Origin of the sequence: Rhizobium sp. WYCCWR 11146 (assembly GCF_013591995.1) — a bacterium.
Lineage (GTDB): Bacteria > Pseudomonadota > Alphaproteobacteria > Rhizobiales > Rhizobiaceae > Rhizobium > Rhizobium indicum.
In genome coordinates, this window is sequence record NZ_JACCEY010000018.1 from 40,046 (window position 1) to 61,650 (window position 21,605).

The 21,605-nt window shown below is 60.9% G+C and carries 24 protein-coding genes; 11 read left to right on the forward strand and 13 right to left on the reverse strand.

The features are described from left to right. Positions 1-22 precede the first annotated feature (22 nt). Positions 23-397, reverse strand: coding sequence for a VanZ family protein (locus HX899_RS12945; protein WP_138329941.1), 375 nt, complete (start codon positions 395-397; stop codon positions 23-25). A gap of 183 nt (positions 398-580) precedes the next feature. On the opposite strand from HX899_RS12945, the gene ilvA reads away from it, so the two are divergent. The 3 genes from ilvA to HX899_RS12960 all read left to right on the forward strand — a co-directional run bounded on the left by ilvA (position 581) and on the right by HX899_RS12960 (position 3,702). Next, a complete protein-coding gene (ilvA, locus tag HX899_RS12950) occupies positions 581-1,831 on the forward strand; it encodes a threonine ammonia-lyase (protein ID WP_181292609.1) in 1,251 nt (416 codons plus the stop codon). Positions 1,832-1,868: 37 nt separating this feature from the next. Next, a complete protein-coding gene (locus HX899_RS12955) occupies positions 1,869-2,195 on the forward strand; it encodes an HlyU family transcriptional regulator (RefSeq protein ID WP_003538786.1) in 327 nt (108 codons plus the stop codon). Between the two features lie 235 nt (positions 2,196-2,430). Then, entirely contained in the window at positions 2,431-3,702 is a 1,272-nt protein-coding gene (locus HX899_RS12960; RefSeq protein WP_138329937.1) for a diguanylate cyclase, read from the forward strand. A 7-nt stretch (positions 3,703-3,709) separates the two neighbouring features. Here HX899_RS12960 and HX899_RS12965 read toward each other — a convergent pair whose 3' ends face one another. Then, positions 3,710-4,486, reverse strand: a complete 777-nt coding sequence (locus HX899_RS12965; RefSeq protein WP_181292610.1) for an SDR family oxidoreductase — start codon at positions 4,484-4,486, stop codon at positions 3,710-3,712. A gap of 162 nt (positions 4,487-4,648) precedes the next feature. Here HX899_RS12965 and HX899_RS12970 point away from each other — a divergent pair, with 162 nt between their 5' ends. Continuing rightward, a complete protein-coding gene (locus HX899_RS12970; RefSeq protein WP_138330085.1) occupies positions 4,649-5,224 on the forward strand; it encodes a TetR/AcrR family transcriptional regulator in 576 nt (191 codons plus the stop codon). Between the two features lie 48 nt (positions 5,225-5,272). Here the strand turns inward: HX899_RS12970 and HX899_RS12975 are convergent, their stop codons facing one another. Beyond that, complete coding sequence (locus HX899_RS12975) at positions 5,273-5,887, reverse strand: FMN-dependent NADH-azoreductase (RefSeq protein WP_138329933.1); 615 nt, start codon at positions 5,885-5,887, stop codon at positions 5,273-5,275. Positions 5,888-6,026: 139 nt separating this feature from the next. Here HX899_RS12975 and HX899_RS12980 point away from each other — a divergent pair, with 139 nt between their 5' ends. After that, positions 6,027-6,995 (forward strand): LysR family transcriptional regulator, encoded by a 969-nt coding sequence (locus tag HX899_RS12980; protein WP_130679882.1) that lies wholly within the window; start codon positions 6,027-6,029, stop codon positions 6,993-6,995. A 42-nt stretch (positions 6,996-7,037) separates the two neighbouring features. Here HX899_RS12980 and HX899_RS12985 read toward each other — a convergent pair whose 3' ends face one another. After that, positions 7,038-9,026 carry a bifunctional 2',3'-cyclic-nucleotide 2'-phosphodiesterase/3'-nucleotidase gene (locus HX899_RS12985; RefSeq protein ID WP_181292611.1) on the reverse strand — a complete coding sequence of 663 codons (1,989 nt, stop codon included), beginning with the start codon at positions 9,024-9,026 and terminating at the stop codon, positions 7,038-7,040. 178 nt (positions 9,027-9,204) lie between these two features. Here HX899_RS12985 and HX899_RS12990 point away from each other — a divergent pair, with 178 nt between their 5' ends. Next, entirely contained in the window at positions 9,205-9,927 is a 723-nt protein-coding gene (locus HX899_RS12990; protein ID WP_003538796.1) for a hypothetical protein, read from the forward strand. On the opposite strand, the gene HX899_RS12995 is transcribed toward HX899_RS12990, so the two are convergent. From HX899_RS12995 to HX899_RS13005, 3 genes are all read right to left on the reverse strand, one after another. Beyond that, entirely contained in the window at positions 9,897-10,301 is a 405-nt protein-coding gene (locus HX899_RS12995; protein ID WP_138329927.1) for a PilZ domain-containing protein, read from the reverse strand. The two genes, HX899_RS12990 and HX899_RS12995, sit on opposite strands and share 31 nt — an antisense overlap. An 84-nt stretch (positions 10,302-10,385) precedes the next feature. Next, the gene (locus HX899_RS13000) at positions 10,386-11,267 is read right to left on the reverse strand and encodes a DMT family transporter (protein ID WP_138329925.1); all 882 of its coding nucleotides are present in this window, start codon (positions 11,265-11,267) and stop codon (positions 10,386-10,388) included. Between the two features lie 178 nt (positions 11,268-11,445). After that, positions 11,446-11,907, reverse strand: coding sequence for an Lrp/AsnC family transcriptional regulator (locus HX899_RS13005; protein ID WP_138329923.1), 462 nt, complete (start codon positions 11,905-11,907; stop codon positions 11,446-11,448). 156 nt (positions 11,908-12,063) lie between these two features. Here HX899_RS13005 and ald point away from each other — a divergent pair, with 156 nt between their 5' ends. Next, positions 12,064-13,182, forward strand: coding sequence for an alanine dehydrogenase (gene ald / locus HX899_RS13010; RefSeq protein ID WP_020049625.1), 1,119 nt, complete (start codon positions 12,064-12,066; stop codon positions 13,180-13,182). A gap of 16 nt (positions 13,183-13,198) precedes the next feature. Here the strand turns inward: ald and HX899_RS13015 are convergent, their stop codons facing one another. Continuing rightward, entirely contained in the window at positions 13,199-13,702 is a 504-nt protein-coding gene (locus HX899_RS13015) for a DUF1203 domain-containing protein (protein WP_138329921.1), read from the reverse strand. 391 nt (positions 13,703-14,093) lie between these two features. Here HX899_RS13015 and HX899_RS13020 point away from each other — a divergent pair, with 391 nt between their 5' ends. Both HX899_RS13020 and HX899_RS13025 read left to right on the forward strand, forming a co-directional pair. Further along, the gene (locus HX899_RS13020; protein WP_181292612.1) at positions 14,094-14,921 is read left to right on the forward strand and encodes a class I SAM-dependent methyltransferase; all 828 of its coding nucleotides are present in this window, start codon (positions 14,094-14,096) and stop codon (positions 14,919-14,921) included. A gap of 81 nt (positions 14,922-15,002) precedes the next feature. Beyond that, a complete protein-coding gene (locus HX899_RS13025) occupies positions 15,003-15,170 on the forward strand; it encodes a hypothetical protein (protein ID WP_165402793.1) in 168 nt (55 codons plus the stop codon). 29 nt (positions 15,171-15,199) lie between these two features. Here the strand turns inward: HX899_RS13025 and HX899_RS13030 are convergent, their stop codons facing one another. The 4 genes from HX899_RS13030 to HX899_RS13045 are packed head-to-tail and all read right to left on the reverse strand — an operon-like array spanning position 15,200 to position 18,435. Beyond that, on the reverse strand, positions 15,200-15,760 hold the full coding sequence (locus tag HX899_RS13030) for a GNAT family N-acetyltransferase (RefSeq protein ID WP_012757173.1): 561 nt from the start codon (positions 15,758-15,760) through the stop codon (positions 15,200-15,202). Between the two features lie 5 nt (positions 15,761-15,765). Next, positions 15,766-16,635 (reverse strand): 3-mercaptopyruvate sulfurtransferase, encoded by an 870-nt coding sequence (gene sseA, locus HX899_RS13035; protein ID WP_138329919.1) that lies wholly within the window; start codon positions 16,633-16,635, stop codon positions 15,766-15,768. A gap of 18 nt (positions 16,636-16,653) precedes the next feature. Beyond that, a complete protein-coding gene (locus HX899_RS13040) occupies positions 16,654-17,391 on the reverse strand; it encodes an alanyl-tRNA editing protein (protein ID WP_138329917.1) in 738 nt (245 codons plus the stop codon). A 6-nt stretch (positions 17,392-17,397) separates the two neighbouring features. Beyond that, on the reverse strand, positions 17,398-18,435 hold the full coding sequence (locus tag HX899_RS13045) for a cysteine synthase A (RefSeq protein ID WP_138329915.1): 1,038 nt from the start codon (positions 18,433-18,435) through the stop codon (positions 17,398-17,400). A gap of 226 nt (positions 18,436-18,661) precedes the next feature. Between HX899_RS13045 and HX899_RS13050 the strand changes: the two genes are divergently transcribed. Both HX899_RS13050 and HX899_RS13055 read left to right on the forward strand, forming a co-directional pair. Beyond that, positions 18,662-19,321, forward strand: coding sequence for a ChrR family anti-sigma-E factor (locus tag HX899_RS13050; protein WP_181292613.1), 660 nt, complete (start codon positions 18,662-18,664; stop codon positions 19,319-19,321). A gap of 99 nt (positions 19,322-19,420) precedes the next feature. Further along, positions 19,421-20,254: an SDR family NAD(P)-dependent oxidoreductase gene (locus tag HX899_RS13055; RefSeq protein WP_181292614.1), complete on the forward strand. Its 834-nt coding sequence runs from the start codon at positions 19,421-19,423 to the stop codon at positions 20,252-20,254. Here HX899_RS13055 and HX899_RS13060 read toward each other — a convergent pair whose 3' ends face one another. Next, on the reverse strand, positions 20,255-21,514 hold the full coding sequence (locus HX899_RS13060) for a cyclopropane-fatty-acyl-phospholipid synthase family protein (RefSeq protein ID WP_181292615.1): 1,260 nt from the start codon (positions 21,512-21,514) through the stop codon (positions 20,255-20,257). Between the last annotated feature and the right edge of the window lie 91 nt (positions 21,515-21,605).

Consider the following 21,605-nt stretch of genomic DNA (forward strand, 5'->3'; position numbering starts at 1 on the left):
ATGCGGTCTGTTCTGATAGTGATCATCGCTCTGTGAGCGGAAGCGCGTTTGGCGCTTTGGTCTCGCGCCACCTGTTGATCAGCCAGCCAGCCAGCAGCCCGAGGGCTGCGCCCGCCGCCTTGATGCCGGCATCGTGCAGGCGCGGATGGCGTGTTGGTGTGAGATACTGCAGATATTCGATGGCGACTGCACCGGCAATCAGCAGCACCGCCACCATCTTCCACTGTTTCGGATAGGCGAGCGCGAAGGCGAGGCCGACGAGAACAAAGGCGCCCCCGCGGTCGGTATCGACCGTCGTGACCGTTTCCGGCCTCAGCCCGATCGGCGAAACCGTGACGAAGAGGATGAGGGCGAGCAGCAGCCAGGCGAGCGGCCTTGCAAATTTGAAGATCATCATGGCTTCATATTAGTGGCTTGGCTTTTCATTGACAGTTAAAATCAGTTCATCTGCCGCCGATTTCGCGATTGGCTTAAGAAAGGCTTTCCCGGGAGAGAACCGGAAATGGCCGAAACGGGCTTTCTTTTGCCGGTTGGCCTGTGCCATAGCGGCAGCGGCTACTCATGAGAATGGACCACGCCCGTGACGAGACTTGATGTCGAAAGCGCCGAAGAGGCAATGCGCAGCCTGTTTCCGGCAACGCCGCTACAGCTCAACGACCATCTGTCGGCCCGCTACGGAGCCGATATCTGGCTGAAGCGCGAGGATCTGTCGCCGGTGCGCTCCTACAAGATCCGCGGCGCCTTCAATTTCTTCCGCAAGGCGATCGGGCAGGGTGCTGCCGGCAAGACCTTCGTCTGCGCCTCGGCCGGCAACCACGCCCAGGGCTTTGCCTTTGTCTGCCGCCATTTCGGCGTGCCGGGCGTCGTCTTCATGCCGGTGACGACACCGCAGCAGAAGATCGACAAGACCCGCATGTTCGGCGCCGAATTCATCACCATCCGCCTGTTCGGCGACTTCTTCGACCAATGCTACCACGCCGCCCGAGAACATGTTGAAGCGGTCGGCGGTGTCATGGTGCCGCCCTTCGACCATGCCGACATCATCGAAGGCCAGGCAACCGTCGCCGCCGAAATCATGCAGCAGTTGCCGGAAGGAACCGTGCCCGACATGGTCGTCCTGCCGGTTGGCGGCGGTGGACTGGCCGCCGGCATCACCGGCTATCTCGACGGCACCGTGCCGAAATCTGCTTTTGTCTTCACCGAACCAGCAGGCGCGCCGAGTCTTAAGCGCAGCATCGAGGCAGGCAAGGTGACGACGCTTGCCAAGGTCGACAATTTCGTCGATGGCGCTGCTGTCGCCCGCATCGGCGACCTGAATTTCGCCGCTCTTCGCGATTTTCCGACCGAGCAGGTGCAACTCATGCCGGAGAACGCCATCTGCGTCACCATTCAGGAAATGCTGAATGTCGAGGGCGTCGTGCTGGAGCCGGCCGGCGCCCTGTCGCTGACGGCGATCGCCGCGATGGACGGCCAAGCGATCCGCGGCAAGACCATCGTGGCTGTCGTCTCCGGCGGCAATTTCGATTTCGAGCGTCTGCCTGACGTAAAGGAAAGAGCCATGCGTTACGCAGGGCTGAAGAAATACTTCATCCTGCGGCTCGCCCAGCGCCCCGGTGCGCTCCGGGATTTCCTCAATCTGCTCGGCCCTGACGACGATATCGCCCGCTTCGAATATTTGAAGAAATCGGCGCGCAACTTCGGCTCGATCCTGATTGGCATCGAAACCAAGGCGCCGGAGAATTTCGCCCGGCTGATCGGAAATTTCGAAGCAGCCGGCATGGGTTACGAGGATATCACCGAAAACGAGATCCTCGCCAATCTGATCATTTGACTTGGCGACAGCGATACGGTCGTGCTAAAGGCGGAGCATGGCTTCGTTCATTTCAAATATCTTTTCGATGTTCTCCGGCGGCGGCAAACCGGCTTCGGAGGCGGCAGGCCCTTCCGGCGAGCCGCAGCTTTACGGCGATTGCACGATCTATGCCGAGCCGCGCAAGGAAGGCGGCCAGTATCGCCTTGCCGGCCGCATCGAAAAGAAGGTTGGCGACGAGGTACTGGTGCGCAATTTCATCCGCGCCGATCTGTTTTCCTCCTCCGATGACGCGCTCGAATGCACAGTGCGCAAGGCGCAGCAGATTATCGATCAGCATGGTTCATCGCTCTTTGGCGACGGCGAGAAGCTTCGTCAGGTCTGAATCGGGATCCGGGCATAGGTCCTAGATACCGGCTGCAACTATTCCTGTATGTGACCCGGCTGCGCTCCAGCGAGCGCGTTCTCACTCACGCAATCTTAAAGGATTGCGGTGAAAGGTATCGCCTGCAGGATTTGCAGGACACCCCCGTGTTTGACTGTTTCGGACGATTGACCAAAGGATTCGCTGTCGCGATCACCGCGCCAGCAGGAGGCCGAACGTCCGGAGCCGAGGTCTCATGATGGAGACACTCAACCTCCTTCTCTTCGTCGTCGAAGCCATCGCCTATTTCGTGCTGATGGTAACCCTTCTGCATTTCCGTCATCGGCTCGGTCTCGGGGTTTTCCTGACGGCGCTCGGCGTCATGCATTTCATGGAGACCTATCTGGCGGCGGTCTTCTATGTCTCGCTGCCGTTCGGGGATGTGTCGCCGGGCTCATCCGTCTTCTTCTCCGGCAAGCTGATGATGATCCTGATGCTTTACCTGCAGGAGGATGCTGCGACGGTGCGCCAGCCGATCTACGGCCTCTTCCTCGGCAACCTGCTCACCGTCGGTATTGCCTGGGTGCTGCAACTGCACCAGCCGCTGCAGATATCAACCAACCACACGCCCGACGTCGACTTCCTCAAGGAGATGGGCTGGCTGATGGTCTGGGGCACGGCGCTGCTCTATGTCGATTCGCTCGGCATCATCCTGCTTTACGAAAAACTCGGCGATTTCTTCCGCCGCCGCGTCGTCCTGCGTTTCCTGATTTCGGGCTTCGTGCTGCTGACCTTCGACCAGATCGGTTTCTTCGCCGCACTGCATTACTTCCTGGATGTGCCGATCGCCGCATTCTGGGGCGGATGGAAGGCGAAAATGCTTGCCGTCTGCCTCTACGCGGCGATGTTCGCATTCTATGAATATCGTATTCGCCGTATCGGCGCAGCCGGGGCCGCACGTTCGATCAGCGACGTATTCGGTGACCTGACGTTCCGCGAGCGCTACAACGATCTGCTGGAGCGCACCGGCCGCGACATGCTGACCGGTGTCTACGATCGGACGCGCATGGAAATGGAAGCGCCGCTGATGCTGCTCGAGGCACTGAAGCAGGGGTCATTCGCCACCGTCCTCATTATCGACGCCGATCACTTCAAGGATGTCAATGACGGCTACGGTCATCTCCAGGGCGACGAGGTGCTGAAGGCGATCGCCGCCCGATTGGGCACGACGTTGCGCTCGAGTGATCGCGTCTTCCGCTTCGGCGGCGAGGAATTCGTTGCCGTCTGTCCGGGCACCGACCACGAGGAAGGTCTGCTGCTTGCCGAGCGCCTGCGTTGGACGATCGCGACCAGCGTCAAGACGCCGGATGACAGGCCGGTCACGGTCAGTATCGGCGTTGCGACTGCCGATGAGGACGGCGTAGATTTCACCGCCGTGCTGACGGCTGCCGACGGCAGGCTCTACGCAGCCAAGAAGAGCGGCCGCAACTGCGTCGTCGGCCGCTCCGGCGTGGTGAAACTCAGCTGAAACTCATTCAGGCAGCGCGGAAGATCTTGGCGCCGGATGGCGCGCTCGTCATGCCGCCGTCGACGGTGATCTCGATGCCGGTGACATTGGCCGAATCATCCGAGGCCAGATAGAGCGCCGCCTTGGCGATTTCGTCGGCTTCGCTCATGCGGCCGAGCGGGCTCATGCCGCCGATGCGGGCCTCGAGCGCCGACATGGCATCTTCCGTCTGGGCCATCGGTGACCAGATCGGCGTCTTGGTGCCGCCGGGCGTTACCTGATTGACGCGGATGCCGCGCGGCGCGAGCTCGGATGCCATATTGCGCGTCATTGCCCGGACTGCCGCTTTGGTCGCCGCATAGGCCGACCAGCCGGGAGCGCCGAGTACGGCATGCACCGAACCGTTGAGGATCACCGAAGCGCCGTCATTGAGATGCGACAGGGCTGATTGCACGGTGAAGAAAACCGCCGTGAGATTGGTACTGATGATCTGGTTGAACTGCTCTGGCGATGTCTCGCCGAGCGGCGTCGCGCCGCCGATGCCGGCATTGGCGAAGACGATGTCGAACTTGCCGACCTTTGCGGCGGCTTCGGCAAACGCCTTCTCGGTGGCGGCGGCATCGGTGACGTCGACCTTCAGCGCCAGCACGCCTGACCCAAGCGCCTTTTCGGCAGCCGCGAGCGTTTCCGGGTTGCGGCCGGTGATCACCACCTTGGCACCCTCATCGATGAAGACCCTTGCGGTCGCAAGACCGATGCCGCTGTTTCCGCCGGTAATCAGGGCGACCTTGTTTTTTAGACGCATGATTCATGCTCCTCTTGGAATTGGCAACGATCTGGATTATGATCGTTATCTATAAGGATTATGATGATAATCCACATGAGTCAAGAGGAGCATGATGCCGAAAAGTGTAGGCGGTTTTCGGCCGACATCATGCTCATTCGATTGGTGCCGGGGAGATGTCCGATGGGGCGTTCGCAGTTGGAGAAACAGAAGACGCACGAGAAGATTGTCGACATCGCGTCGAAGCGGCTGCGCGAGGAGGGGCTCGACGGTATTGGCGTCGCCGATCTGATGAAGGAGGCCGGATTGACCGTCGGCGGCTTCTACAAGCATTTCGCCTCCCGTGACGATCTGGTTGCCGAGGCGATCCAGTCCGCTTTCGATTCATGGGGACGCAAGCTGGAGGCCGAGGGGGTGAACCCGGCGGAGATGACGGCTGCCGATGTCGCCGATCGCTATGTGAGCGCGTATCATCGCGACAATCCAGGTGAGGGCTGCCCTTTTGCCGCGCTGACCTCCGATATATCCCGTAGCGGCGAGACGGCGCGGGGGATCGCCACGGACGGGCTCAGGCGCAATTTCGCGTCACTGGCGAGCAAGGCTGCGGGAACGGACGATAGCGAACGGCGCCGCAAGGCGATCATGGCCTTCGCGATGATGGCCGGCGGCGTCGGCCTTGCCAGGATTTCGTCCGATGAAGAACTCTCGGCCGAAATCCTGGCGACGGTCCGGGATTTTGTCGCCGATATCGACAAATGAAAAACGGCCGGCAAAGGCCGGCCGTTCCGTGAAGCATTTGGGAGCCAATCAGGCCGCCAGTGCGATTTCCTGGACGCGCGACTTGGCGGCGTCGATCGCCTTTTCGGCAGCTTCCGGACCGAAGGCCAAGCCTTCGACATAGATGGTCTCGATATCGCTGATGCCGAGGAAGCCGAGAACCGACTTCAGGTACGGCACGGCATGGTTCAAGCCGACGGCCGGGCCCTGTGAATAGACACCGCCCGAAGCGAGCACCACGTAAACCTTCTTGCCGGTTGCGAGGCCAACCGGACCGCTTTCCGTGTACTTGAAGGTCAGGCCGGCACGGGCAACGTTGTCGATCCAGGTCTTCAGCGACGAATAGATGTTGAAGTTGATGAGGCCGGTGCTGATGACGATCGTATCGGCGGCGAGCAGTTCGTTGACAAGCTCGTCGGAGGTCTTGACGGCCACGGTTTCCTCAGCGGTGCGGGCCTCGGGCGGCTTGCGGATCGCGCCGGTGAAGAGGTCATCGATATGCGGCAGCGGGTTGGCGGCAAGGTCGCGGCGAATGACGACGCTGCCCGGATTCTGGCTCTTCAGCTTTTCGGCGAGATCGACAGCGATCGGCGTCGAGAGAGAATCGGCACGCGGGCTGGACGTCAGAAGCAGGATGGACGACATGGTGCATTTCCTTTCGAATGGGATTTGACGGCCCGTTGCTGGGAGGTGAGCCGTAGTCTCGATGAGGAAAATAGGTCTGGCCTGCTATCGAAAAAACGGTGATAATGTAGATCGAAACTATCGATGGAATGGATAGAAGATGCTGCCAAACCCCACTCTGGACCAATTGCAGGTGTTTCTGACCGTTGCCGAGACCGGTAGCTTCTCGGCCGCTTCGCGGGCGCTGAACCGGGCGCAGTCGGTCGTCAGCTATACGATCGCCAATCTGGAGGCGCAGCTCGAAGTCCCGCTTTTCGAGCGCTCCGGCGCGCGTCAGCCGAAGCTGACGGAGGCGGGCAAGGCGATGCTGGAGGATGCGCGGCGCATTCTGGGCGATCTGCAAGTCATGCGGGCGCGCGTCAAGAGCCTGAGAGAAGGGCTCGAAGCGGAGGTTTCCGTCGCGATCAGCGTTATGGTGCCTTCGCGAGCCCTGGTGGACGTCCTCCGCGAATTCCGGGAGATGTTTCCATCCGTTTCGTTAAGCCTCAATGTCGGCGAGCTCGGAATGGTCATGGATCTCGTCCTCAGCGGCAAGGCGACGATCGGGATTGGTGGCGCGGTCGTCAAGCAGGACGATTCGATCGTCACGGAGCGGATCGGTCATTCCTTCATGTTGCCCGTTGCCGCGCGCAACCACCCGCTTGCCGGGATCGGCCGGCCACTGACGCTCGGCGACGTCCGCGAGGAAGTGCAACTCGTCGTCACCGATGCATCGGGACGGACGAAGGGGCGCGATTTCAACGTTCTCTCCTACAAGACATGGCGCGTCAGCGATATTGCAACGAAGCACCAGCTCATCAGGGCCGGCCTTGGCTGGGGCGGCCTTCCGGCTTCCGTGATTCATGACGATCTGACGAGCGGCAGGCTCGTCCATCTCGATCTGGATGCCTACGAACAGGGGGAGTATCCCATATATTCGGTCCGTCAGCTCGCTAACCCGCCCGGACCTGCCGCCACCTGGATGATCGACGCGTTCCGCACGCGGCTTTCCGCCTGCCCGAGCCAAGTCGATTTCCATGCTCAGATAGCGGAACTGCAGGAAGCTGGTACGCCGCTTGCGGCCGAATGACGAAGGCGCGAGTGCCACGCCTTCGCTGATATTGTGCTCGGCCTAAAGAACAAGCCTGAACTTCGAGAACCCGTCTGCCCCTTCGCCGGCATCCTCGATCTTGACGCTCTTGAGCTCGGCGAGGAACTGTTTCGCCTTCGGGCCGCTTTCGAAGGTCGCGGTCGTGCCGGGGAGCGGCTTGAAGGTCCAGTTGGCGTCGGCAGACGGATTGATCGTGCCCTGATCATGGATATAGCGGACGATGACGTCGCGGTTGGTATCCGGCGCCTGGAAGATCACCTTGTCCGCGGTGATCTCAGGGAAATTGCCGCCGCCGCCGGCGCGGTAGTTGTTCGAGACGACGACGAACTTCTGAGCCGGATCGATCGGCTTGCCGTTGAAGGCGAGGTTCTGGATGCGGTTGGCGTCCGGATGGATCGGCTTGCCGGATGAATCATATTTCGGCGGCTGCGACAGGTCGATCTGGTAGGTGACGCCGTCGATCACGTCGAAATTGTAGGACGGAAAGTCATTGTTGAGCAGCGCTGCATCCTTCGAGCCGGCCTCGATGTGATTGAACATGCCGGCCGACATTTCGAGCCAGTTTTTCACCTCTGCGCCGGTGATGGCAACGGCCTGCACCGTGTTCGGGTAGAGATAGAGGTCGGCTACGTTCTTGATGGCGATATCGCCGGCCGGCACGTCGGTATAGTAGTCGGCGCCGCCGCGACCGCCGGCCTTGAAGGGGGCCGCCGCCGAAAGCACCGGCAGGTCCTTGAACTCGGTGTCGGCGAGCATCTGCTTGATGTACCAGGTCTGGGCTTGGCTGACGACCTGCACCGAGGGATCGTCGGCAACCAGCGCGAAGTAGGAGTAGAGCGGTGCGGAGGTCTTGCCGACCGGGGTGCGGACATAGGCAAGCGTCGCCTCGTGCTCGGCCTTGGCGGCCTCGACCACTTCCTTCTTGTCGGCGTAGTCGGCAACCACTTTCTTCTTGTCGTCGCGATGGAAGATCGGCCGTGCTTCCGCGGTGAAATCGACGATCTTCCAGCTGTTGCCGTCCTTTTCGAGCAGCAGGTCGATAAGGCCGAGATGTGAGCCCCAGAAGCCGGCCATCACGGCGGGCTTGCCGTGCAGCGTGCCCTTGACTGGGTCGGCATTGGCCACACCGTCCCAGCTCTTCGGGCCGGGGAAGACGAGGTGCTGGTGGCCGGTGAAGATCGCGTCGATCCCATCGACGGCGGCGAGATGCAGCGAGGCGTTTTCCATCTTTTCGGACGGTGCGCTGCCGTCGATGCCGGAATGCGAGAGCGCAATGACGATATCGGCGCCGGCTTCCTTCATGGCGGGAACCCAGGCCTTGGCGGCCTCGACGATGTCGCGCGTCTGCGCCTTGCCTTCGAGGTTCTTGATGTCCCAGAGCATGATCTGCGGCGGCACGAAGCCGATGAAGCCGATCTTGACGGGGCTTTCGTTGCCGGCGCCGTCCTTGATCTGCTTTTCGACGATGATGTAGGGTTTGAAGAAGAGATCGTCCTGCTTCGGGTCCGAGGCGAGCTGGCCCTTGGTCAGGTTGGCGCAGACGAAGGGGAAGTTTGCGCCTGCCAGTACCTTGAACATGAAGTCGAGGCCGTAGTTGAACTCGTGATTGCCGAGCGTGCCGACCGTATAGCCGAGCGTGTTCATCGCCTTGATCACCGGATGGACGTCGCCGTCCTTCATGCCGTGCTGATAGGCCATGTAATCGCCCATCGGATTGCCCTGCAGCACGTCGCCATTGTCGATCAGCAGCGAGTTGACAGCTTCCACGCGGATGTTGTCGATAATCGTCCCGGTGCGCGACAGGCCCATCGTGTCGTTCGGCTTGTCGGCATAATAGTCATAGGGGAAGACGTTGACGTGAATGTCGGTCGTTTCCATCAGCCTGAGATGGGCCTGGTTGGCGCTGGCGCGCGCGCTGAAAGGGTGCAACAGCACCAAGGCGGAAGTGGCGGCGAGGCCGCCGAGCAGGGAACGGCGGCTCATCGCGCCAACATCGAAAATGGAAGACATGGAAATTCTCCTAGTAGGGATCATGCATCGTCCGGCCCGTCAGAATTAGGACGATTTGCCGAGGAGTACACCGTGAAAATGACAGAACGGCAAAACAATCCAGCGGGAAAGCGGCATGGTCGTGAAATGCAATTTATGGTACAGTGGTAACAGCTGGAACCATTGGGGAGATGGCATTATGAACAAGGTCGTTATCGCTTTGGTCGGAGGTTTCGGAGGCATCGCACCCAGTCTGGTCGATAAGGCGCAGGCGCTCTACAGCGGCGATGTGGAGAAATGGCTGACGACGACGGCAAACCCTTGGATTTCGGTTGCCTGCGCGCTTGCCGCCATCGTCGTCTTCTTCATTATCGGCGGCGCTATCGCCCTGATCTATCGCGAACAGCAGTTGCAGAAGGCGCTTCTTCTTGGCATCGGCGCACCGGCTCTGATCATGGCCGCTGCACAGGGGAGTGCAGCCAACCCGAGGCCGATCGAGGTCAGCTCGGCCGCCAGCCTGTTCGGCATCGTCGGCGTCGCCCATGCTCAGGATGGCACTCGTTCGCTGCCGCCGCGGGTCGAGTTGAAGGTCAATCCCGGCTGGACGCAGGGCGAATGCCAGACCTGCGATATCAAGTTCCTTGGTGGAGACGGCCAGATCATATCAAGCGAGCCGCTCTCGAGCAGCCAGGCGCCCGGCGCAGTTAACGTGCCACTTGGCACGGAAACGATCCTGCTGTCCGGCGCCAACGCCAATACCGCCACGGTCAACGTCAGGGACCTCGGCGCCAGGCTGCCACAGACGCAAGGCTCGGTCACCCTCGACGTCAACGTCAACCGCAGCTACTGGAACGATCTCAGCCGCTCCTTCGGGGCAAAGGCGGTGCAGCCCTACGATTTCAGTGTCGATGTCGCCAAGTGAGGCGTCCGGTCGCCTTTGGCACCTGATATCGTCAACGGGCGGGTCGCCAGCACGGGCCGTACTTCCTTATGGAAAAAGCGGAAATAGGAGGAGATCTGCGCCCGTGCATTCGAATTCACGTCGAACTGGATGCCGACGCGGCCATTATGCTTCCAGCGGATGATGCCTTCGAGCAGCCCGAGGTTTTCGGCCTCGATGCGCACCTTGCTGCCTGAGGCGGCATGGAGCGGCCCCTTCATCTCCAGGGCGGCACCGGTCGGCGATAAGTCGAGGATGCGGGCATCCACCTGGCTGTTCAGATATTTGACATGGCCGAAAACGCGGCAGTGTTTCCGATCGGTCTTCCGGGCCGTGATTTTCAAGTTGCGGGTCATACTGTCTCCCTTGGTATAGCGAGGGAGCATAGCGCCGGAAAATTGAAATGGTTTTAGGGGCTTGGCTAAAATTGCAGTGAAACATCAATTGGCAGCAGTGACCCTGCTTCCGACCATATGCTCGCGCCAGACGGTGAAAATGCCGGCAGCAACCACGATGATCGAACCGATGATCGTGTTGAGACTGAGCGTTTCGTCATAGACCGCCATGCCGATGACCGAGGCGTAGACAAGTGACAGATAGGTCAGCGGCTGGACGGCGGCGGCATCGAGAACATCATAGGCGCGGATCAGGAAATAATGGCTGGAAATGCTGGTGACGCAGACGAGCGCCATCCAGCCCCAGTCACCCGACGACATCCAGCTCCAGTAGAACGGTCCGATGAGCGTCATCGTGACGCCGCCGACAACGCCGGTATAGAAGAAGCTGGTCATCGACGAATCGTCGCGGCTGACCAGACGGGTGGCGATAACGTAGAAGGCGAAGTTGAAGCAGGAAATGACGGCGAGAAGCAGCTTCACGTCGAAAAATTCGCCTTCCGGCTTGAGGATCAGCAGCACCCCGAAAAGTCCGGCGCCGATCGCTGCCCATCGCCGCCACCCGACCCGCTCGCCGAGGATCGGCATAGCCAGCAGCGCGATCAGGATCGGCGTCGCGGAAAAGATCGCCTGTGAACGGGCAAGGCCGATCATCGCAAAGCAGGTGATGGCCAGAACCACCTGGACGGCAAGCAGCACGCCGCGGGTCACCTGCAGGAGAGGTCGTTTGGTGCGGGCCGTCGCCTTGATGCCGCCGCGCATCTTCGCAGCGAGGATGATTGTGAAAAGCGCAAAGGCCCAGTAGCGGATCATCGTCACGAAGATTGGCGGATAGGCCGTCGCCAGATGTTTCGAGATGGCATCCTGCAGGGAGAAGATGGTGATCGCCAGCAGCGCGAAAATATAGCCTTGGGTCTTCGATGTCATGATTTGCCATTACTGCATAATTTCACCCTTAATCGATTCCGATTTAAGGATGAAATTATGCAGAAGTCCAAAGTGTTACAGCGTCCTCTGCGCGTCTGAAAAGACGCGCAGCGCTGTAGTGGGGAAACGCTTGCGCGCATCGAAAGTCTGGGCAGGCTTTCGGCAAAGATGCAAGGCCTCAAAGGCCGACATTCGGCTTGTCGATGATTTCTCTGAGCGCGAAGCTCGAATTGATCTTGACCACGTGGGGCAGAGCCGACAGCCAGTCGCGGTGAATGCGCTCATAGTCCTCGAGGTCGCGGGCTGCGACCCTGAGGATATAGTCGTATTCGCCCGACATCAGGTAACAGACGAGCACGTTCGGGCAGAGCTTCACCGCTGCCTCGAATTCCGCCAGGGTCTTGGCGAACTGGCCGGAGAGCGAGATATGCACGATGGCGATCATCTTGTAGTCGAGCGCCTTGTGTGAAAGCCGCGCATGGTAGCCGCCGATGACGCCGCTTCTTTCCAAGATGTCGAGCCGGCGCGAACAGGCCGAAGGCGACAATCCGATCCTTTCGGCAAGCTCGGCATTGGTGATGCGGGCATTGGCCTGCAATGCCCGGAGAATCGCAAGATCGATGGTATCGAGATTGGCCATTCGAAGAACCTTCGAAGAAAGGTAGAAGAAGCGCAATAATCACCGAAAAATCGCGTCTTCGCAAATCGTCTTTGCAAGGACATTTCACTGTCTTGATGGTTGGATTCCTCATCTGAAAAAATCCGCGGCCGCGGAGATAAAATGAGAGGAACGCGCATGCGTGTCGGTTGCCCGAAGGAAATCAAAAATCATGAATATCGCGTCGGCCTGACGCCGGCTTCGGTGCGCGAATATGTTGCCCACGGCCACGAGGTCTGGGTGGAGACCAAGGCGGGCGTCGGTATCGGCGCTGATGATGCCGCCTATGCCGCGGCCGGCGCCAAGATCGCCGCCTCCGCCAAGGATATCTTCGAAAAGTGCGACATGATCGTCAAGGTGAAGGAGCCGCAGCCCGCCGAATGGGCGCAGCTCCGCGACGGTCAGCTTCTCTACACCTATCTGCATCTGGCGCCGGATCCCGAACAAACCAAAGGCCTTATCGCCTCCGGCGTCACCGCGATCGCCTATGAGACGGTGACCGACGAGCGCGGCGGCCTGCCGTTGCTGGCGCCGATGTCGGAGGTCGCCGGACGCCTGTCGATCCAGGCAGGAGCGACCGCGCTGCAGAAGGCCAATGGTGGTCTTGGTGTCCTGCTTGGCGGCGTACCCGGCGTGTTGCCGGCCAAAGTCGCGGTCATCGGTGGCGGCGTCGTCGGCCTGCATGCGGCCAGGATGGCTGCCGGCCTTGGCGCCGATGTCAGCATCCTCGACAAGTCGCTGCCGCGCCTGCGCCAACTCGACGATATCTTCGCAGGCCGTATCCACACGCGTTATTCCAGCATCCAGGCGCTGGAGGAGGAAGTCTTCTCGGCCGATCTCATTATCGGCGCCGTGCTGATCCCGGGTGCTGCCGCTCCGAAGCTCGTTACCCGCGAGATGCTGTCCGGCATGAAGAAGGGCTCCGTCATCGTCGACGTCGCCATCGACCAGGGCGGCTGCTTCGAGACCTCGCATGCGACGACCCATTCCGATCCGACTTACGAAGTCGACGGCGTCGTGCATTATTGCGTCGCCAACATGCCGGGTGCCGTGCCGGTCACCTCGGCGCACGCGCTGAACAATGCCACATTGGTTCATGGCCTGGCGCTTGCCGATCGCGGCCTGCGCGCCATCGCCGAAGACAAACATCTGAGGAACGGCCTCAACGTGCACAAGGGCCGCATCACCAGCAAGCCGGTCGCCGACGCGCTGGGCTACGAGGCCTTCGCGCCGGAAAGCGTGCTGAACGTAGCGTAAGCTAGCTGACTATAGGTCAGGCACCGGCCTCCACCAGGGCCGGCGCCTTTACCTTGTCGATCCGGCATTGGAAGCAGTTGTTGCGCGCGGATCGCACATGCACATAGGCCATATCAGGCCGGGCCAGCAGATCCTCTCCATAGGCTGGAATATCGCCGATAGCAGTCACCGCGCCGGTGCCGTAGACGATGCGGTCGTTCTCGCTGTAGCCGCGGACGATGAAGTCACGGCTCGTCGTCAGTACCGGCGGCATGATCTCTTCTGCGGCATAGCGTGCACAAGCCTGCTTGTGCAGGAAGACCGGGCCGGTTTCGGCATAGGGCTGCAACTCGGGGAAGGGCCGGTAGGCGAAGACCAGCAACGCCTCGCCGACATCGATATTTTCAAGACAATGGCGGCAGGGATGACCGGGACCATCGGAAACGATAGTCTCGGGCCGCCTGTCATAGGCGTCGCGGCCGCCGTTCCAGAGGTGTTCGGCGTCGGCCGTCGGCATCGCGACAAAACGAATGGCGGTCATGGCAGATCTCCTTTGTGATTGCCATGACATGCACCTCGACCAACGCGCAAGCCACCCGATTCTTGCGCGCCGCAGGCATTGGGCGATCGAGCGAAACGCGGAATATGCCTCCTTCGCAACCGCACGCTTCCACCCTCCGCGTAACCTCAGACACTGCGGGAGTGCGCCAAAAGCGGGTCACCACGGGTCGCCCCCAAGCGGGTCGACGCCTGTCATGGACCAGCTTTCTTCTCGTTGCTCGTCGGCTCGATCGCGTCTCTCGTCGCCGCGCCGGGTATGTTTGGCGTCTTCATACCGTGGTACACGATCGGGTGGCACAGGGTCGGGCCGCTGCTCGGTTTTGAGAGGGTACGTTGGGTGGCGGCCTCACGAATTTCGGTTTGGAGGACAGATGATGGCTGAAGAAGCAGCATTGAACTTCGCGGACTTCTATGATGCCGAGCTTGCTCTCCATAACGCCCATTTTCGGGTCGCTGCCGCGGTCGGGCGGTCTGATCGTGTGCTCGATATCGGTTGCGGCGCCGGACAAACCACACGTGACGCCGCTCGCGCTGCGGAAGCAGGACGGGCGCACGGGATAGACCTGTCCGCCACGATGCTGGAGATTGCCCGCCGACGCAGCGCCGAGGAGGGATTACCCAATGCGACGTTCGAACTGGCGGATGCACAGAACCATGTCTTCGGAGATGCGGAATTCGACCTTTGCATCAGTCGATTTGGCGTCATGTTCTTCGCCGATCCGGCGGTGGCTTTCGCCAACATCGCCAACGCCATACGTCCGGGTGGACGTTTCATTTTCATGGTCTGGCAGGACAGAGACCACAATGAGTGGGCGACCGCCATACATGAGGCGCTTGACCCGGATTCAACCGGTCCGGTTGCGGCCAGCAAAGCTTTTTCGCTAAGCGAACCCTCGGTAACGTCTGGACTGCTCGAGACGGCAGGGTTCACTGCCATCGAGTTTCATGAAATCAACGAACCCGTGTTCTACGGTCCGGATCCCGAGACTGCATTGGCGACGATTCAGACATTTGAAAATGTGAAGAACGCCCTCGATCGTCCCGCCACGACAGCCGAAATAAGGGCGCGGCTGCTCGACATGCTGGAGGCGCACCAGACACCTCACGGAATTCAATTCGATTCGCGCGCATGGCTGATCACCGGTCGCCGGTACGGCGACAGTCCCCCGTGCTTTACTGGTGATTTCCGCTCAGCGTGAATGTCGGCTTTGGGCCAAGCCGACATGGCTGGCATTTGCTATCGGATTCCGCAAAACTGCATGACGAAAAGGAAAAAGCCCATGCCCGATGTCGATCTCGCGCTGCTGGCGCAACAGAATGCGGAAATACTGGAAGAGCTCAGGGCTCTGCGGCGGGAAGTGGCGGAACTGAAGGAACAGTCGGGCCGCACTCTCGATTTCGAGCGCCGCAACGACCCGCGCCGCCCGAACAGCCTGACGCAGCGTTAACAGCTCTGCCTACGTCAGGAAGGCATCCGTCAGCTTTTCCGCGCAATCTCCAGAAGCTCCTTGTCGCTGAGCGGCCGGACGATGCCGGTGCCGGTCGAAACGGGGGAGAAGCCGTACATCTGGTAGAGCTGCAGCGCGCGCGGATGGTCGAGATTGTTGGTGGTGGTGGTGACCCGCTTCGGATTGAGCGACCAGATGGCATAGAGCGCCTGCAGCAGGAACCACTTGCCGATGCCGAGACCGAGCGCATGTTCGATCAGGCCGAAATGGCTGAGCTCGATCATATCCTCGTCTTCGCAGAAATATTCGTAGAAGCCGGCGGGCGCGCCGTTCACGTAGAGAACGCTGATATTGTTGCGCTTGTCGTTCAGCGTCTCGGCAAGCTGCTCGTCGCTCATACGTAACCGATCCACCCATTGCCAGCGTGCGCCCACCTGCCGGTAGAGATAGCGGTAGAAGGGCAGCGGGATCTCGGGAGCGCGCATGATCGCCGTCTGGATATTGACGGGCACCGGCATGCTTGCCTTCGGCGGCGCCGTCATTTCGAGCCGGGTGATGTGAGCTTTCAGCGAAGCGGGTGCCTTTCCCATGGCGATCAGACTTTGACCGGCGTCGGCGGACCGGTGACGATGGGCGTATCGTCACGGCTGCCCCATTCGCTCCACGAGCCGTCATAAAGCTTGTTGTCGTGATGGCCAAGCGATTCCAGCGCGAGCGTGATGATCGCGGCGGTGATTCCCGAGCCGCAGGAGGTGACGACAGGCTTGGACAGATCGATGCCGGCATCCTCGATCGTCTGCCTAAGTTCGGGCAGCGACTTGAAGCGGCCCTGGTTGGCGAAGACGCCGGAGGGCAGGCTGCGGGCGCCGGGCATATGGCCGGAGCGCATGCCGGCACGCGGTTCGGGTTCGGCGGCTGCGAAGCGGCCGGCGCTGCGGGCATCGGCGATCTGCATCGCGGCGCTGGAGACGATGTCGCGCATCGTATCTAGCGTCACCACGCGGCTTTCATCGAAATTGGGCGTAAAGGTCGCCGGCAAATGATTGGACGCCGTGGTTTCAAGCGGACGGCCCTCGGCCTTCCAGCCGTCGAGACCGCCGTCGAGAACGAAGACGTTTTTCGCGCCCATCACCCGGAACAGCCACCAGACGCGCGGCGAGGCGAACAGGCCGATACCGTCATAGACGACGATGCGATCATTCTCGCTGATGCCGAGCCGGCCGACTTCGGCAGCGAAATAATCGGGCGAGGGGATCGTGTGCGGCAGCGACGTCGAATGGTCGGCGATCTTGTCCTGATCGAAGCGGATGGCGCCGGGAATATGGCCGGCCGCATATTCGGCATCGGCATCGCGCTTCTGCGCCGGCAGATAGAAGGAGGCGTCCAGCACTCGCAGGTCAGCTTTGCCGAGCTCGGACTGCAGCCAGTCGGCCGAAACGACGAAACGGCTCTTGGTCTCACTCATGATGGTCTCCCTTGATGGTCAGGCTTCGTCGCCGGGCGTGCCGAAGCGGATGCGGAAGCGCCGGTTCTCTTTGCCCTTCTTCTCGATTTTGGCGATATGGATCCGGCCGACTTCCTGAGTCTCGGAGACATGTGTGCCGCCGCAGGGTTGGCTGTCAATCGAGGAGTTCTCGCCGATGCAGACGAGGCTGACGCGCCCGAGCCCAATCGGCGGGCGGACGTTCTTCGATTTGACGATATCGGGATTGGCCACAAGCTCCTCGTCGGTGATCCATTGCAGAGTGACCGGATGGTTCTGCTCGACCAGTTCCATCAGCTTGGCCGTCACCGCGTCCTTGTCGATCGTCTCGATCATGTCGAAGTCGACGCGGCTTTCCTCCTCGCCGACGGCAGCCCCGGTGATCGGATAGGAGCAGACCACGGAAAGCAGGTGGCAGGCCGTGTGCATGCGCATCAGCCTGTAGCGGCGCGGCCAGTCGACATGCAGCACCAGCGTCTCGCCGACCACGGGCCGTGGCGCACCTTCGAGCGGCACATGGATGATGACATCCTTGCCCGGACCATGTTTCGTCTGGCCGAGCGCGATCTTGCTGCCGTCAGCGCGCTCGAACTCTCCGGTGTCACCGGGCTGGCCGCCTGATGTCGCATAGAAGCAGGTCTGGTCCAGTTCGATGCCCCCGTCTTCGTGAACGGCGGTGACGACCGCCTCGCACGTCGAGAGATAGAAGTCGTCACGATAAAGGGCATTGACGGGCATGGGGTCTCACACCGGCTCGTAGGGAACGTGGATATCGGGCGACTTGGCCATCCAGCCCGGAACGGGCAGCCCCTTCGACGTCAGGAAATCCGGGTTGAAGAGTTTTGACTGATAGCGGTTGCCGTAATCGCAGAGGATCGTCACCACCGTGTGACCAGGTCCGAGATCCCGGGCGAGGTTGACCGCGCCGGCAATGTTGATCGCCGTCGATCCGCCGAGGCAGAGGCCCTCGTTCTCGACGAGGTCGAAGAGATAGGGAAGTGCTTCGGCATCGGGGATCCGATAGGCATAGTCAGGCGTGAAGCCCTCGAGATTGGCGGTGATGCGGCCCTGGCCGATGCCCTCGGTGATCGAGGATCCCTCGGATTTCAGCGCGCCGTTCTGGTAGAATTCATAGAGTGCGGCGCCATCGGGATCGGCGATGCCGATCTTGACGTCTGCCTTGAAAGCCTTGAGGCCGGCAGCCACGCCTGCGAGCGTGCCGCCGGAGCCGACCGAGCAGATAAAGCCGTCGACCTTGCCGTCGGTGTCTTTCCAGATTTCTTTTGCCGTCGTTTCGACATGCGCCTGGCGGTTGGCGACGTTGTCGAACTGGTTTGCCCAGATCGCCCCGTTCGGCTCGGTCTTCGCCAGCTGCTCTGCCAGCCGCCCGGATACCTTCACGTAGTTGTTCGGGTTCTTGTAGGGAACGGCGGGCACTTCGACGAGTTCGGCGCCGAGCAGCTTCAGCGCGTCTTTCTTTTCCTGGCTCTGCGTTTCCGGGATGACGATGACGGTGCGGTAACCGAGCGCCTTGGCGACCAGCGTCAAGCCGATGCCGGTATTGCCGGCCGTGCCCTCGACGATGACTCCGCCCGGACGAAGCAATCCCTTCCGCTCTGCGTCGCGGATGATGTAGAGCGCGGCGCGATCCTTGACCGACTGGCCGGGGTTCAGGAACTCCGCCTTGCCGAGAATGGTGCAGCCGGTCGCCTCTGAGGCACCCTTGAGTTTGATCAGGGGCGTGTTGCCGATGGCTTCAAGGACGGAGGGGTGGAAGGTCATGGAATCTGCCTCTATTCGAACTCTTACTTTAGGAACGGTCTTTTCCCTTCACAAGGCTGAGTTGGCAAGAAAAGCTATTCCACACCTCTGTCGGCCGCGATAAAATTTGGCTTTCCTCCTCCGAAATGACGCATGGCCCGCAATCCCGCCGTGTGAGGGGTGATCCGAAGATTGACTTTCCCCGTACGGATGACGACAAAGCGAAAACGGAGCGCGGCAACAGGGCGTGACCGAAACCGACATGGTTCACGAGCAGATCGACACGATCGATGCATTGATGGCGCATTATGTTGCCGGCTCCTTGCCCGAGCCGGCGCGTGTGCTGGTGCAGTCTCATCTCGAAATGAAACCGGACAATCGCAGCCTGGTGAACAGCCTTGAGCTGCTGGCAGGCGAAGCTCTGGAAAACGCGCCTGAAGCCGCCATTGACGATCGCGACGGGCGGCTTGCGGCGATCTTTTCCTCTGCGTCTCCCGTCACGGCGCCGCGGACGGTCGCGCGACCGGAAAACGCGCTGTTTCCGCAAGCGTTGCGCGCCCTCTTGGGCTTCGAGGCCGAGGATGTGCCCTGGCGCCGGCGGTTGCCCGGTTTTAAGGAATATTCGCTCGACGTGGATGGCTGCGAGGTCAGCCTGATGTGGATCCGGCCGGGCCGCGCCTTGCCGGCGCACACCCACAAAGGCATGGAACTGATCCTCATCCTCGACGGCGCCTTCAACGATGAACGCGGCCGTTTCGGCCCCGGCGACATCTCCATTGCCGACGAGACGGTCGACCACCGGCCGGTCGCCGAAAAGGACAGGCCTTGCATCGCCTTTGCCGTTTCGGACGGACCGGTCAAGCTCACCGGATCCTTCCGCCAGATGATCGGCGACCTGATCGGCTGAAAGCAGCCACAATAGTGTGATAGAGCCGTAAATCCGGAGGGGTTGAGGAACTTCCGGACCTGTTTTCGCATTTGATCAGGCAGCCCGGAGGAACATGTCATGCGTGATTTCATTGCCCATCCCGAACATGGAATCGTCTGGATTTCGGGTGCGAGTTCAGGCATCGGCCGGGCGCTTGCACTGAGGCTCGCCGGCGAAGGATACAAGGTCGCCGTCACGGCCAGAAGCCACGAAAAGCTGGTCGAACTGCAAGCCGAAGCCAATGGCCTCTCGGGCAGTATCATTGTGCTCGACGGCGACGTCACCAATGCCGAGGACATGGAACATGTCATAGCCTCCATAGAATATGAGCACGGCACGCTTGCCATGGCGATCCTCAATGCCGGCGTCTACCTGCCCGTCCATGCCGAGGATCTGAACCGCACCGATTTCGAGAAGAGCTTTGCCGTCAATCTTTCCGGCGTCGTCAACTGTCTGCTGCCGGCGATCCGCCATATGAAGGCGAAAGGGCAGGGACAGATCGCCATCGTTTCCTCCGTCACCGGCTATGGCGGCCTGCCGACGGGGGCTGCCTATGGCGCTACCAAGGCGGCGCTGATCAATATGGCCGAAAGCCTGAAGTTCGATCTCGACAAGATGGGCATCCGCATCCAGCTCGTCTGCCCGGGCTTCGTCGATACGCCGGCAACGAGGAAGAATGCCTTTCCGATGCCATCGCTGGTATCGGTCGAGGAGGCCGCCCGGGAGATTGCCGCCGGGTTGAAATCGCAGGCCTTCGAGATCACGTTTCCGAAGCGCTTCACCACCATGCTGAAGCTCGCGCGCCTGCTCCCCTATAGCGTTTATTTCACGTTGGTGAACCGCGTGACCGGCTGGCGGGAGCGGCCGCCATCGACTGGTCGCCACCCGGTGACACCGCATGCGGCGGAATGATCAACGGCGCGAGAACACGACCTGGCGCACATCGATATTGCGGGCACGGAAGCCGGCCTCGCAATAGAACAGATAGAATTCCCAGAGCCGCTTGAAACGCTCGTCGAAGCCCATCGGGCGGATGCGTTCCCAGACCGACCAGAAACGCTCGCGCCATTCGGCGAGCGTACGGGCGTAGTCGAGCCCGAAGCCGAAATCCTTGACCAGCGACAGATCGACCTTGCCGGCAAGTTCGGCCAGATGATTGCGAGTCGGCAGCATACCGCCGGGAAAGACATATTTCTGAATGAAGTCGGGGTTGCTGCGATACTGGTCGAAGGACTCGTCCTTGATCGTGATGATCTGAAGGCCTGCCTTGCCGCCCGGCTTCAGACATTGCCTGAGCTTGGAGAAATAGGACGGCCAGTATTTCTCGCCGACCGCTTCGAACATCTCGATCGAGACGATCCGGTCGTAGAGCCCTGCTTCATCGCGGTAATCCTGGAAGCGGAATTCCACGCGATCATCGAGGCCGGCCTTGTGGATGCGCTCCTCGGCAAAGGCGAGCTGCTCGCGGCTGATCGTCAGCCCCGTCACCTTGCAGTTCAGCTCGCTTGCGGCAAATTCGGCAAAACCGCCCCAGCCGCAGCCGATCTCCAGCACATGGTCGCCGGGCCCGATGCCGGTCGCCTCGGCAAGCGCCCGGTATTTGGCGTTCTGGGCCGATTGCAGATCGTTGGCGCCGGTGGAATAGAGTGCAGAGGAATAGGTCATGCTCGGATCGAGCCATTCCCTGTAGAAATCGTTGCCAAGATCGTAATGGGCGGAAATGTTGCGCTTCGAGCCCGTTTTGGTATTGGCGTTCATCCAATGGCGGACGCGCTCGAAGAGGCGGCCAAGACCGCCCTTGCCATGCGCATAGCTGAACGCGGCCTCGCCGTTGACGAGGAAGAGTTCGAGGAAGGCGGCGATGTCGGGGCTGTCCCAATCGCCGTCCATATAGGTTTCGGCGACCCCGATCGTGCCGCTCGTCAGCGCCCGGTAGGCAAGGTTCCAATTGTTGAGGCTGAGCGCCGCCTTCGGCCCGGGCTGCTTGCCCTCGATCAGCAGCCTGCGGCCGTCGGGGAGGGTGACGGCAAGTGAACCGTGTTGCATGCGCAGAAGTCCGCGCAGCGCCAGCTTCGCCTTGAAGGGCAGACCCATCACCATGCGGGACATGTTTTCGGCCGTCAGCGTCACCGCATCACGAGCCAGCAGATTCCAGTCCTGCGCCTTGCTCATTTCTCCTCCTCCTCCAGCATTTTCCTGCCGGTTAGGGACGAAGCCACCCTTGATGATACGCGCGGCCGCCCCCCGGCCATTGCATCGAACG